The sequence below is a fragment of the Beutenbergia cavernae DSM 12333 genome (assembly GCF_000023105.1).
GTDB classification, from domain to species: Bacteria; Actinomycetota; Actinomycetes; order Actinomycetales; family Beutenbergiaceae; genus Beutenbergia; species Beutenbergia cavernae.
This window is the reverse complement of record NC_012669.1, coordinates 635,833-648,295: the sequence shown is the minus strand read 5'-3', so window position 1 is coordinate 648,295 and position 12,463 is coordinate 635,833. Positions and strand designations below refer to the sequence as shown.

Annotated in this window: 11 protein-coding genes; 2 read left to right on the top strand and 9 right to left on the bottom strand. The window is 72.3% G+C overall.

Features of this window, described 5'->3' with window-relative positions:
* Positions 1-42: 42 nt before the first annotated feature.
* From BCAV_RS02950 to BCAV_RS02920, 7 genes are read right to left on the bottom strand one after another with little or no spacing between them, the layout of a single operon-like run.
* Complete coding sequence (locus BCAV_RS02950) at positions 43-738, bottom strand: GntR family transcriptional regulator (RefSeq protein WP_012725627.1); 696 nt, start codon at positions 736-738, stop codon at positions 43-45.
* Between the two features lie 4 nt (positions 739-742).
* Positions 743-1,675 carry a carbamate kinase gene (gene arcC / locus BCAV_RS02945; protein WP_012725626.1) on the bottom strand — a complete coding sequence of 311 codons (933 nt, stop codon included), beginning with the start codon at positions 1,673-1,675 and terminating at the stop codon, positions 743-745.
* A 34-nt stretch (positions 1,676-1,709) separates the two neighbouring features.
* Positions 1,710-3,008: an MFS transporter gene (locus tag BCAV_RS02940; protein WP_012725625.1), complete on the bottom strand. Its 1,299-nt coding sequence runs from the start codon at positions 3,006-3,008 to the stop codon at positions 1,710-1,712.
* The gene (locus BCAV_RS21350; RefSeq protein WP_012725624.1) at positions 3,005-3,871 is read right to left on the bottom strand and encodes an oxamate carbamoyltransferase subunit AllH family protein; all 867 of its coding nucleotides are present in this window, start codon (positions 3,869-3,871) and stop codon (positions 3,005-3,007) included. The genes BCAV_RS02940 and BCAV_RS21350 overlap by 4 nt, the downstream gene beginning before the upstream one ends.
* 5 nt (positions 3,872-3,876) lie before the next feature.
* Entirely contained in the window at positions 3,877-5,145 is a 1,269-nt protein-coding gene (locus BCAV_RS02930; RefSeq protein ID WP_012725623.1) for a YlbE family protein, read from the bottom strand.
* A gap of 52 nt (positions 5,146-5,197) precedes the next feature.
* Positions 5,198-6,886: an acyl-CoA synthetase FdrA gene (locus BCAV_RS02925; protein ID WP_012725622.1), complete on the bottom strand. Its 1,689-nt coding sequence runs from the start codon at positions 6,884-6,886 to the stop codon at positions 5,198-5,200.
* A 4-nt stretch (positions 6,887-6,890) separates the two neighbouring features.
* Positions 6,891-8,114, bottom strand: coding sequence for an MFS transporter (locus BCAV_RS02920; protein ID WP_012725621.1), 1,224 nt, complete (start codon positions 8,112-8,114; stop codon positions 6,891-6,893).
* A gap of 266 nt (positions 8,115-8,380) precedes the next feature.
* On the opposite strand from BCAV_RS02920, the gene cds1 reads away from it, so the two are divergent.
* Positions 8,381-9,457, top strand: coding sequence for an L-cysteine desulfhydrase Cds1 (gene cds1 / locus BCAV_RS02915; protein WP_012725620.1), 1,077 nt, complete (start codon positions 8,381-8,383; stop codon positions 9,455-9,457).
* Positions 9,458-9,551: 94 nt separating this feature from the next.
* Here the strand turns inward: cds1 and BCAV_RS02910 are convergent, their stop codons facing one another.
* Positions 9,552-10,625, bottom strand: a complete 1,074-nt coding sequence (locus BCAV_RS02910; RefSeq protein ID WP_012725619.1) for a 3-deoxy-7-phosphoheptulonate synthase — start codon at positions 10,623-10,625, stop codon at positions 9,552-9,554.
* Between the two features lie 208 nt (positions 10,626-10,833).
* Between BCAV_RS02910 and BCAV_RS02905 the strand changes: the two genes are divergently transcribed.
* Positions 10,834-11,319, top strand: coding sequence for an NUDIX hydrolase (locus BCAV_RS02905; protein WP_012725618.1), 486 nt, complete (start codon positions 10,834-10,836; stop codon positions 11,317-11,319).
* Positions 11,320-11,325: 6 nt separating this feature from the next.
* Here the strand turns inward: BCAV_RS02905 and BCAV_RS02900 are convergent, their stop codons facing one another.
* The gene (locus tag BCAV_RS02900) at positions 11,326-12,462 is read right to left on the bottom strand and encodes a bifunctional 2-methylcitrate synthase/citrate synthase (protein WP_012725617.1); all 1,137 of its coding nucleotides are present in this window, start codon (positions 12,460-12,462) and stop codon (positions 11,326-11,328) included.
* Between the last annotated feature and the right edge of the window lies 1 nt (position 12,463).

Here is a 12,463-nt window from a genome sequence, read left to right as displayed (position 1 = left end):
GACAGCCGTCATGTGCTCGGCGTGACGACGACCGCCCAGGCGCTACAGCTCGGCGTCGCGCTCGAACATCTCGAACGTGTGGCGGCGCGTGTTCTCGAGGTGGGCTGCTGCGAGCTCGGCTGCGCGCTCCGCGTCGCCCAGCTCGATCGCGCGCGTGATCGCCTCGTGGTCCTGCCACATCATCGCCTCGTGATGGACGATGTTCTTGGGGAAGAGCCGCCGCGTCATCACGTCCAGGGCGGGCACCATCGTCTGCAGCAGGTCGTTCCCGGTGGCCCGGAACAGCATCTCGTGGAAGTCCGCGTTCGCCCGCGCGCCGGCCGCCGCATCGTGCACCCGGGCGGCGTCCCGTGCGCCGGCGACCAGCGCCTGCAGGGTCGCCAGGTGGTCCGCCGTGCAGCGCAACGCCGCGAGCCGCGCCGCCATCGGTTCGAGCGCGGCGCGGATCTCGAAGACCTCCCGCACGTTCTGACGCGTCAGCGGCGTGACGAACGCGCCGACGCCGGGCTGCACGTCCACCAGGCCCTCACCGCTGAGCGTGATGATCGCCTCCCGCACCGGGACCCGCGAGACGCCGAAGCGTTCCGAGAGGTCCCGCTCGTGCAGTCGGGTCCCCGCCCGCAGGTCGCCGTCGATGATCTGCTGGCGCAGCGAGCTGACGATGCGGTCCCGCAGGGCCGCGCGCGCTGTCACGACGCGCGGCGCGGTGGAGGGAGCGGGCGAGGGGACCGTGCTCATCGGCTCAACTGTAGAACCGCAGGTCACCCGACCCGACGATCCGGGTCCCGGACGTCCCGGCCAGGATCTCGCCGAGCTTGCTGAGCGACCCGATGACCGCCTCGCCGTGTCCGTCCGCGACGAAGCGGCGGGCGGCGTCCACCTTCGGGCCCATCGACCCCGCGGCGAACCCGAACTCGGCGAGCGCCTCCGGCGTCGCGCGCTCGATGGCGCGCTGCTCGGGCGTGCCCCAGTCGAGGTAGACGGCGTCGGCGTCCGTCAGGAGAAGGAGCAGGTCTGCCTCGATGTCGTGCGCGAGCACGGCCGACGCGAGGTCCTTGTCGATGACCGCCTCGACGCCGCGCAGGTGGCCGGCCTCGTAGTCGGCGACCACCGGCACGCCCCCACCGCCGACGCACAGCACGATGAGGCCCATCTCGGACAGCGCGCGGATCGTGGCGGCCTGCCGGATGTGCAGCGGCTCGGGCGAGGGCACCACGCGCCGCCACCACTCGCCGTCCTGCGCGATGGTCCACCCGTGCTCGGCGGCGAGCTCGTTCGCGCGCTCCTCGGAGTACACGGGCCCCACGAACTTGGTCGGGTTGTCGAACGCCGGGTCGTCGCCCGCGACGGCCGTCGTCGTCAGGATCGTCGCCATCTCCTTCTTCAGGCGGACGGCGTTCATCAGCTCCTGGCCGACGACGTACCCGAGCATCCCCTGCGTCTCCGCGCCGAGGATGTCCAGCGGGTACGCGGCGATCTCCTCGTACGCCAGGTTCTGGAGCGCGAGGAGGCCGACCTGCGGGCCGTTCCCGTGCGTGAGCACGAGGTCGTGCTCGAGCGCGAGCCCGGCGAGAGGTTCCACGGCCTCGCGCACGTTCTTGCGGAGGTTCTGCGACGTGATGGGCTCACCGCGCCGCGACAGCGCGTTGCCCCCGAGGGCAGCGACGATCTTCACCTGACGTTCCTTTCGTGGGGTCGACGCCGGGGCGTCAGACGGCGGTGCTCTCCTCGCGCGGGGCCACGGGGGTGGCGCGCTCGCGGAAGGTGAGGAGGAAGACGCTCGCGCCGATCGCGAGCAGGACGGAGGAGAGGAGGAAGGCGGCCTGGAACGACCCTGTGACGTCGACGAGGGCCCCCGTCACGTACGGGGCGACGATCGCCGCGGCCATGCCGATGCAGTTGTAGAGGCCGTACGCCGTCGAGCGCATCTCATTCGTGATGTTGTCGGCGACGACGCTGATGAGCACGGGGTCGAGGGCCAGCTTGCCGACCGCGCCGTACATCGCGATGGCCGCGACGAGCACCGCGTGCTGCCCGGTGAACGCCATCGTGAGGATCGCGAGGATCGTCAGCGGGACCAGGACGACGACGAACGGGCGGCGGGCGCGGATGCGGTCCGAGAGGTGGCCCACCAGCAGCCCGGCGGGCACCGCCACCCAGAACGCGACGGAGGAGAGCTGGCCGGCCGCCTCGGGTTCCATCCCCCACTCGTGGGCCAGGAACGTCGGCAGCCACGTGACCATCACGAAGAACGCGTAGACGCCGCAGAACAGCATGACGAACGTGCCCAGCAGCACCCGGTTCCGCAGCAGCGTGCCGAACCGGCCCAGCTCGCCGCGGAGCGGACCGGGCGGCCGGCTCGGCCGCGAGTCCGGGATGAGCGTGCGGATGAGGAGTCCGACCACGAGCGTGATGCCGCCGAACAGGACGAACGTCCAGCCCCACTCGAGCTCGAGGGTGTACGTGATGAACGTCGCGGCGAGGATGCCCACCGCCGTGCCGATCCCCTGGCCGGAGTTGATGATCGCGGCCCCGAGCGCCCGGAACCGCAGCGGAGTCTCCTCGCCGGACTTCGCGTACTGGGGTCCGTAGTAGAGGCCCTCGCCGAAGCCGGCGAACGCGCGCATCAGCACGAGCATCCCGAAGACGTGCAGGATGCCCGCGACTCCCGTGAGCGCCGTCGCGATCCCGAAGATCACGAACCCCACGAAGATCAGGCGGATCCGGCCGACCCGGTCGCCGAGGATCCCCGACGGGATCTGCGTCGCGACGTAGACGACGAAGAACACGCTCGAGAGCAGCCCGATCGTCGCGTTGGAGACGCCGAACTGCTCCCTCACCGTGTCCTGCACCGGCGACAGGATCGAGCGGTCGGCGTACATCATGACCCAGCCGAGGAAGAACAGGAACGCGTAGCGCAACCACCGCCAGTCCGATCGCCGGGCAGCGGCCGGCGGAGTCTGCGAGGTCTCCGTCGCGGGGACGGCACCACCCTCCGGCGCGCTCACGACGCGGCCCCGACGAGCGACGGCCGCGGCGCGAGCGCGTCACGCACCGCGGCGATCCCGAGCAGGGTGTCGGCCCCCGAGGTGTGGCCGACGGCGAGCAGGTCGCGGATCGCCGCGCTCCCCACGACGCCGGGGCGGGCGGCCAGGGCGCGCCGGAGCGGCCCCGCGAAGCGTCCGCGGCAGGCGTCCCGGAGGTAGGCGCACGAGACGTCGGTGGTCAGGGCGCTCCCCCGGGTGGCCACCAGCTCGGCCAGCGCCCGCACGCCGTCGGCGGCCCGGTCGGGGAGCCGCCGCGCGTGCAGCGCGCCGACGGCGCCGACGAGCGCGTCGTCACCGCTCGGCGTCAGACCCGGGCCGCGGCCCACGAGCCAGGCGGCCGCGCCGGCGTCGCCCCGAGCGAGCCCGGCGACGGCGTCACGGAGCCGCCGCCGCAGGACGTCGGGAGCGACGGTCGCGAGGCCGCTCGCGCCGATCAGGTCGTCGGTCGGGGGCGCCAGGTCGAGGGAGTCCGGCCGCGGCGGCGCGACGACGTCGACCCACGCCCCCCGCCACGCGGCACCGAGCTCCAGGCTCACCGCGGCGTCGTCCGCCGTCAGGGCCCCGGTCCGGGCGTCGACGTGCCACCGGGTGCGGCCGGAGTGGACGGCCCGGCTCCATGCCGTCCACTCCGGTGTCTCGAGCTCGATGCCGAACGGGCACTCGAGCAGCCGGACGCCGCGCACGAGGGAGACGTGCACGAGCGCCGGCTCGCGGGTGGTGGGCGCGGCGAGGTTGACGGAGGTGTCGAACACGCTGTGCACGTCGAGGACGCGCACCGCCTGGAGCACCTCCGACGCCGTCGCTCCGATCCACCGGGCCGTCATGGGCGTCAGTCGACCTCGACGCCGTACGTCGCGGCGAGGGCCTCGAGGGCCTGCTCGAAGCACGCCAGCGGCGCGCGGACGGTGCCGGCGCCGACCTGACCCTTGCCCGCGACCTTGTGCGCGATGCCCGTGTTGATGATCGGCGTGATGCCCGTGGCGACGACCTTGCGCACGTCGATGCCGACGCAGGCGCCCTGGAAGTCCCACGTCGGGATCGGCAGCCCGGGGTTGTGGCCGGTGACGATCTCGAGCATGTCGTTGGAGACCGCGAGCGCGTCGCCGAAGCCCCCGGCACCCACGAACCGCGTGACGCCCGGCGCGGCGATCATCGCCATGCCGCCGACGCCGAACGCCTCAGTGATCGCGGAGTCGCCGATGTCGGGGTTCGCGTCGTCCTGCGAGAACCCGGTGAAGAACAGGCCCTCCGGGGTGTTGACGGGCGCCTCGAACCACTGGTCGCCGAGCCCGGCGACGCGGATGCCGAAGTTCTTCCCGTTGCGGGTCATCGCCGTGACGACCGAGCCCTCCTGGATCGTGCGGGCGCTGTCCATGATCGCCTTGCACGCCGCCATCATCACGTTGAGGAAGAACTGGTCGGTGTCGGCCAGGAACGTCAGGATGCGCTCCTTGCGGGCCGGCTCGAGGTCCTGGGCGGCGATCGGTCCGGCGAGCTTCGTGAACAGCAGGGCCGACGCCGCGATGTTGCGCTGGTGGAACTCGTCGCCCATCGTGATGGCGCGAGCCACGAGGGGCAGCAGCGGGAGGCCGTCCTCCATGCCGGCGACGGCGGCGGCGATCGCCGGGCCGAGGTCGTCGGCCATCCAGTGCAGGCGCTCGACGACCTCGGCGTCGTACGCCCCGAACCGCAGCACCTTGCCGATGCCCTCGTTCATGGTGCAGTACGCGCGGTTGCCGTTGCCCCGCTCCTCCACGACGAGCACGGCCATGCCGGCGCTCGTGATGCCGCCCATCGGGCCGACGGCGCCCACGTGGTGGCACGGGACGAAGCGCACCTCGGAGGCGAGCAGCGCGCGGGCCTCGTCCTCCGTCGTCGCCCAGCCCTCGAACAGGGCGGCGCCGACGCACGACCCCTGCATCGGGCCGGTCATCTCGTCCCACGCGATCGGCGGGCCGGCGTGCAGCAGGACCTTGCCCTCGGTGAGCTCGGGGATGACGTCGCCGGCGCGGACGACGTCGACGAGCACGGGCTGAGCGGTGGTGATCTTCTCGACGACCTTCGCGTTGGCGGCGTCGATGGCGGCGGCGTGGTTCATGCCTGGGTACTCCTCGGAACTCGTGGGTCTGGGTGCTGGTGGGGTCGCGGGCTCAGCTCAGCGCCGCGAGGATGCGCTGCAGCCGGGCGTTGCCGCCGGCCAGGGGCGACCACGTGTACTGCACGACCTGGCCGCCGCGCTCCTGCAGCGTGTCGGCGAACGACGCGAGCCCGACGTTGACGACGCGCGGCGCCTCGGAGACGAGCCGGCGCGTGGGCTCCGGGATCTCCGCCGGCGTGCGGCGCTCGCCGGTGCGGCTCACGACGCCGAGCGCGTACCGCGTCGCGGCAGCGTTCGAGCCGAGCACGACGACGCCGGCCTCCTGGAGCGTGCGGGTCTGCTCCGACAGCGGCTGCGGGTCCTTCTCGGTCCCGCAGACGCTGGCGACGACGACGACCTCACGCCCGTCGGCCCGGGCCGCCTCGCGTCCGGCCTCGATGGCCCCGACGATCGCCCCCGCGGGGTCCTCGTGCGAGCCGAAGCCGGTGACGACGTCGAGCAGGAGGACCGCCAGCTGCCGGTCGTCGAACGCGTCCCGGATCATCTGGGCGCGCAGTGACGGGTCGATCATCGGGTGCGGACGACCCTGCGTGTAGGCGTCGTCGCCGAGGTCGATCACCGTGTGCCCGTCGTGGTGCAGCATGTAGCCGTCGGCGTGCTCGGCGTCGGTCGGTACGCCGAGACCGCGCGAGAGCAGGATCGCCGCCTCGCTGGTGAGCGTGCCGCCGCAGAACAGGCCGGTGATGGTCCGCTGGCCCGGCGCGAGCTCGACGGCGGGCGCCTCCTCGTCGGTGACGGTGCCCGCGAGGCTGACGGCGAGCCGGGCGGCCTCGTCGAGCGTGGCGGCGAAGTGGACGTTGCCGTCGACCTCCACCGCCGGCTGCTCGCCGAGGAGGATCGCGACGACCGGCGTCGCCAGCTCCTGGCACACGTCGAGCACCGTCTCGCGCACGGACGGCGCCGGCGGCTTCGAGACGAGCGTGATGACGCTGGTGCCCGGGTCGGCGTCGAGCGCGCGGAGCGCCTGGAGGCACGTGACGGCGCCGACCTTCTCGGAGAGGTCGCGCCCGCCCAGGCCGATCGCCTGGCTGACGCCGCCGCCCGCCCGGTCGATCTGCACCATGACCTCCTGGGTGCCGGTGCCGGACGCGCCGACGATCCCGATCGACCCGGGGGTCACGATGTTCGTGAACGCCAGCGGGAGACCGCCGAGGCTGCCGGTACCGCAGTCCGGGCCCATCATGAGCAGTCCCCTCTCGCGGGCCTTGTGCTTGAGGCGCACCTCGTCGTCGACGGCGAGGTTGTCCGAGAACACGAAGACGTGGAGGTCCTTGTCGAGCAGCCGGTCGATCTCGGGTGCGGCCTGCTCGCCGGGGATCGACACGAGCGCGAGGTTCGCGTCCGGCAGCGCTGTGAGCGCCCGGTCCAGCGACCGCACGCGCGGGTAGGTCGTCGCCGACGCCGCGCTCGCCTGGCTCTTGAGGAACTCGGCGACGCGTCCGCTGATGAGATCGGCGGCCCCCGCGCCGTCCGCCTCCAGGGCGATGACGAGGTCGGACGGCCCTGCACCCTCGAGCTCGTCCGACCCGAACCCGGTGTCGCGGAAGATCTCCTTGTTCGCCGGCGTGCCCATCATGATCGACACGCGCTCGACGGCGTCGAGCCCGCTCAGCTGCGTGCTGAGCATCATCAGGCTCACGGAGTCCTGATACGTGTTCGGCTTGATGATCGTCTGGAGCATGCTGTCAGCTCACGGCCTTTCTGTTCTCCTTGATGCCGAGCGCGGCGAGGATGGCGACGACGAGCAGGCCGATCGCCAGGTAGAAGCCCACGTTCCACTCGCCTGTCGCCTCGACGAGGAACCCGGTGATGTAGGGCGCGAGGATCGACGCCGACATCCCGATGAAGTTGAACAGCCCGAACGCCGTCGCCGTGATCGCCTTCGGCGAGTTCACGCCGCAGAGGGCGATGAGCAGCGGGTCCGTGGCGAGCTTGCCGGTGAGGCCGTACAGCACGAGCGCGACGATGACGAGCGGCATGGACGGTGCGAACACGAGCAGCAGGATCGACGCGATCGCGGCCGGGAAGACGATGAGCAGCAGCGGCTTGCGGCGTCCGATGCGGTCGGAGAAGTACGCGAAGACGAGGGCCGCCGGCACCGACGTCCACGCCGCGAGCGACGACACGAACCCCGTGTCCTCCAGGGCGACGCCGCGCACCTCGTTGAGGTAGGTGGGGAGCCACGTGATCATGACGAAGAACCCGTAGATCGAGCAGAACACCATGACGAACGTGCGCACGAGGTTCTTGCTCTTGAACAGGCTGAGGACGGTGGGCTTCGGCTCGTCCCCCGCCGACGGCGTCGGGCGCGCCGGCTCCTTGATGAACACCCACATGGCCAGGCCGACGACGATCGTCGGCAGGGCGAACACGTAGAACGGCCCGCGCCAGCCGAGGTCGAGGTCGAACGCGATGTAGCTTGACGCGATGAGGCCGATCGAGATGCCGAACGCCTGGCCCGAGTTGATGAGGGCGCTGCCGACGGTGCGGAAGCGCTCCGGGATCATCTCCCCGGAGAGCGAGTACTGCGGGCCGTAGTAGAAGCCCTGCCCGAAGCCCGCCATCGCGCGCATCAGGAAGAGCACGCCGACGGCGCCGGCGATGCCGGTCAGGCCCGTGAAGAGGCCGAAGACGATGAACCCGAACACGATGAACTTGAGGCGGCCGTACTTGTCGCCGAGCATCCCCGAGGGGACCTGGACGAGCGCGTACACCAGGAAGAACACCGAGTTGAGGAGCCCGAGCCCGGCCTTGTCGAGGCCGAACTCCGAGCCGATCTCGGACATGACCGGGTTGAGGATCGTGCGGTCGGCGTAGATGAAGAGCCAACCGAGGAAGAACAACAGGGCGACCACCCACCAGCGGGTGGTTCTGGTCGCGCGGGGCATCGTCTCTGACGCGGGGTGCATCGGACTCCTTGAGGCGGGCGTACGGCCGTGGTGGTATACCAGCGTAGCGGCAGCCGAGCCGTGGTGGCGCCCATGCCGAAGTGCAACTCCTGGAACGCGGCGCTTCCGGTGCACCATGAGGGCGGTGGCACGTCGCCGACGTCACCGGCGCGGCGTGTATACCAATCCAGCACTCGCGAGGCCGGACGCGTCGCGCACGGGCGGCGCCGCTCGCACGCCGGCGGGCGGCGGGAACGGGCACGACGCGCTGCGGCAGACTACGCGGCATGCCCGCGTTCACCCCCGCCGACCGCGCCTGGTGCGACGAGGCGATCCGCCGCGTCGAGGCGGACGCCCAGCGGTCCGCCGACACCCACCTCCACCAGGTCCCGCTCCCGGCGGACTGGGGCATCGACCTGTACCTCAAGGACGAGTCGGTGCACCCCACGGGGAGCCTCAAGCACCGCCTCGCGCGGTCCCTGTTCCTGTACGCGCTCGTCAACGGCTGGTTGCGTGAGGGCACGACCGTCATCGAGGCCACCAGCGGGAACACGGCGGTGTCCGAGGCGTACTTCGCGCGCATGCTCGACCTGCCGTTCGTCGCCGTGATGCCGCGGCGGACGAGCCCGGCGAAGATCGCGCGGATCGAGGCGTACGGCGGCCGGTGCCACCTGGTCGACACGCCGTCCGCGATCTACGCCGAGGCCGAGCGGCTCGCGGCCGAGACCGGAGGCCGGTACCTCGACCAGTTCACCTACGCCGAGCGCGCCACCGACTGGCGCGGCAACAACAACATCGCGGAGTCGATCTTCGGCCAGCTCGCGCTGGAGCGGCACCCGGTGCCCGAGTGGGTGGTCGTCGCCGCGGGGACGGGCGGGACGTCGTCGACCATCGGCCGCTACCTGCGCTATCGCCGCCACCCGACGCGGCTCGCCGTCGTCGACCCGGAGAACTCCTCCTTCTACCCCGGCTGGGCCGACGACGTCCCCGACTACACCACCGGCATGCCGTCCCGGATCGAGGGCATCGGCCGCCCGCGCATGGAACCGAGCTTCGTGCCCGGCGTCATCGACCACATGATCCCCGTGCCCGACGCCGCCAGCGTCGCCGCGATGCGGCACCTCGCCGCCTACGCCGGACGCCGCGCGGGCGGCTCCACCGGGACCTGCCTGTGGGGTGCGTGGACGCTCATCGACGCGATGCGCCGCGACGGCCGGACCGGGAGCGTCGTCACGCTCCTGTGCGACTCCGGCGACCTGTACTCCGGCACGTACTACGACGACGCGTGGGTCGCCGCGCAGGGCCTCGACCCCGCGCCGTACCGCGCGCGCATCGAGCGGCTGCTCGCCGGCGGGGAGCTCTAGGGACCTCGCCCGCGCGTCGAGTCAGACCCGAGGGGTCGAGTCAGGCCCTCCGGAGGGTCTGACTCGACCCCTCGGGTCTGATTCGAGGAGTTCCTCAGGCCGACAACCGGCGGGAGGCGGAGGCGACGGCCAGCGCCGCGAGGAGCTCTTCCGTCTCGTCCCAGCCGACGCACGCGTCGGTCACGCTCTGCCCGAACACGAGCCCCGTCGGCGCCGGCTCCTGCCGCCCCGGCACCAGGAAGCTCTCGATCATCACGCCGGCGATGCCGCGCTCCCCCGCGCCGATCCGCTGCGCGAGCTCGCGGACGACGCCGGCCTGCCGCACGTGGTCCTTCCCGGAGTTGCCGTGGCTCGCATCGACGACGAGCCGGCGCGGCAGGCCCGCCGCCCCGATCAGGTCGAGCGCGGCGGCCACGGACGCCGCATCGAAGTTCGGCCCGGACCGTCCCCCGCGCAGCACCACGTGCCCGTCCGGGTTCCCGGTGGTCGCGACGGCTGACGCGCGGCCGTCGTCGTCGATCCCGAGGAACGTGTGCTCGGCCGCCGCCGCGACGCAGCCGTCGATGGCCGCCTGCACGTCGCCGTCCGTCGCGTTCTTGAACCCGATCGGCATCGACAGCCCGGACGCGAGCTGCCGGTGCACCTGGCTCTCCGGCGTCCGCGCGCCGATCGCACCCCAGCTGACGGCGTCCGCCACGTACTGCGGCGTCGTCGGCTCGAGGAACTCCGTTGCGGCGGGGAGTCCGGCGGCGACGACGTCGAGCAGCACCCGCCGGGCGAGGCGCAGCCCGCGAGGCACGTCGTGCGAGCCGTCCAACCCCGGGTCGTTGATGAGGCCCTTCCAGCCGAGCGTGGTGCGCGGCTTCTCGAAGTAGACGCGCATGACGACCTCGAGCGAGTCCGCGAACCTCTCCCGCAGCGGGGCGAGCCGAGCGGCGTAGGCGAGCGCGGCCTCCGGGTCGTGGATCGAGCAGGGACCGACGACGACGAGCAGGCGGTCGTCGGCGCCGCGCAGGATGTCCGAGGCCCCTCGGCGGGACGACGCGACGAGCGCGGCGCCGTCATCGTCGAGCGGCGCCTCGGTGCGGATCGCGGCGGGGGTGGGCAGCAGTTCGAGCGCCCGGACCCGGAGGTCGTTCGTGCGCGGCGCGGCGGCGACGGTCGTCATGTCGGTCTCCTCGATCGGCGGCGGACCGAGGAGACCGGCCCGCCTGGAAAGGCGAAGGGCGCGGACCCGAGTGGTCCACGCCCTGGCTGGCTCTGTGCGTCGGTGGGTGCTCAGCGGCGACCCGCCGACTCGCGAGGAGCCAGCGCGGGGCGCCAATAAAACTGAACCGTCACGCCGGTGAGAGTAGCACCGCCCCTAGGCTGGGCCGATGCCCGTCCCGGAGTACGTCGCCCGCCTGCGCGCCGCCGTCGGGCACGAGCTCCTGTGGCTCCCCGGTGTGAGCGCGGTCGTCACGGATCCCGCCGATCGTGTGCTCCTCGGTCGCCGGACGGACAACGGCCTCTGGGCGATCCCGGGCGGCATCCTCGACCCGGGCGAGGAGCCCGCCGTCGGTCTGCGACGCGAGATCCTCGAGGAGACCGGGGTGCTCGCGCGCACGGAGGCGCTCGTGCTCGTCGACACCACCGACGTCGTGCACTACGCGAGCGGCGACAGCGCGCAGTACCTCAACCTCACGTTCTGGTGCGTGGCGACGGGCGGCGAGGCGCACGTCGCGGACGACGAGTCGACGGCGGTCGGCTGGTTCGCCCGCGACGCGCTGCCGGAGCCGCTCGCCGCCAGCACCTCGAAGCGTGTGGCCGCCTACGACCGGTACCGGGCGGACCCGGCCAACGGGCCCGACTTCGTCCCCTGACCGCCGTCAGGGGCGCTCCGGCACCTCGCGCCGCTCCGGTCCCACGTACTCCGACAGCGGCCGGATGAGCGCGTTCGAGGCGAGCTGCTCCATGATGTGCGCCGTCCACCCCGTCACCCTGCTCGCCACGAACAGCGGGGTGAACGTCGCCGTCTCGAACCCCATGAGGTGGTACGCCGGGCCCGCGGGGTAGTCGAGGTTCGGCAGGATGCCGGTGCGCTCGGCCATGGCGTCCTCGAGCGCGGCGTACAGCGCCATGAGCTCCGTGCGCCCGGTGTGGTCGACCATCCGCACGAGCGCCTCGCGCATGGTCGGGACCCGGGAGTCGCCGTGCTTGTAGACGCGGTGCCCGAAGCCCATCACCTTGCCCTTGGCGGCCAGGCGATCGGCGAGCCAACCGGCGGCGTCGTCGGCCGTGCCGATCTCGGCGAACGTGCGCATCACCGCCTCGTTCGCGCCGCCGTGCAGCGGCCCCTTGAGCGCGCCGACGGCGCCGGTCACCGCCGAGTACAGGTCGGAGAGCGTCGAGGCGATCACCCGCGCCGTGAACGTCGAGGCGTTGAACGAGTGCTCCGCGTACAGCGTCATCGACACGGAGAAGGCGTCGACGACGACGGCGTCCGGCACCTGCCCGAACGTCAGGTACAGCAGGTGCTCGCACCAGCCGAGATCCGCACGCGGCGCCACCTCCGGCAGGTCGAGCCGGCGGCGCTGGTCCAGGGCGACGATCGCCGGCAGCTGCGCGAACAGGCGCAGCGAGGCGGCCTGCAGCGCGTCGGGGTCGAGGTTCTCCGCATCGGGGTCGGTCGCTCCCAGCACCGAGACGGCGGTGCGCACGACGTCCATCGGGTGCGCCGTCGTCGGGAGGGCGAGGATCGCGTCGCGGACGTCGGGGTCCAGGTCGCGCTGGAGCCGCTCGGTCGCGTTCTGGGCCTGGAGCTCGTCGGGCGTCGGGAGCTCGCCGTGCCAGAGCAGGTACGCGACCTCCTCGAACGACACCCGGGCCGCCAGGTCCTGCACCGGGTACCCGCGGTACAGCAGGGAGTTCGTGTCGGGGTCCACCTTGGAGATCGAGGTGGTGTCGACGACGACGCCGGCCAGCCCCTTGTGGATCTCCTTCGCCTGCGGATCTGCGTCCGTCATG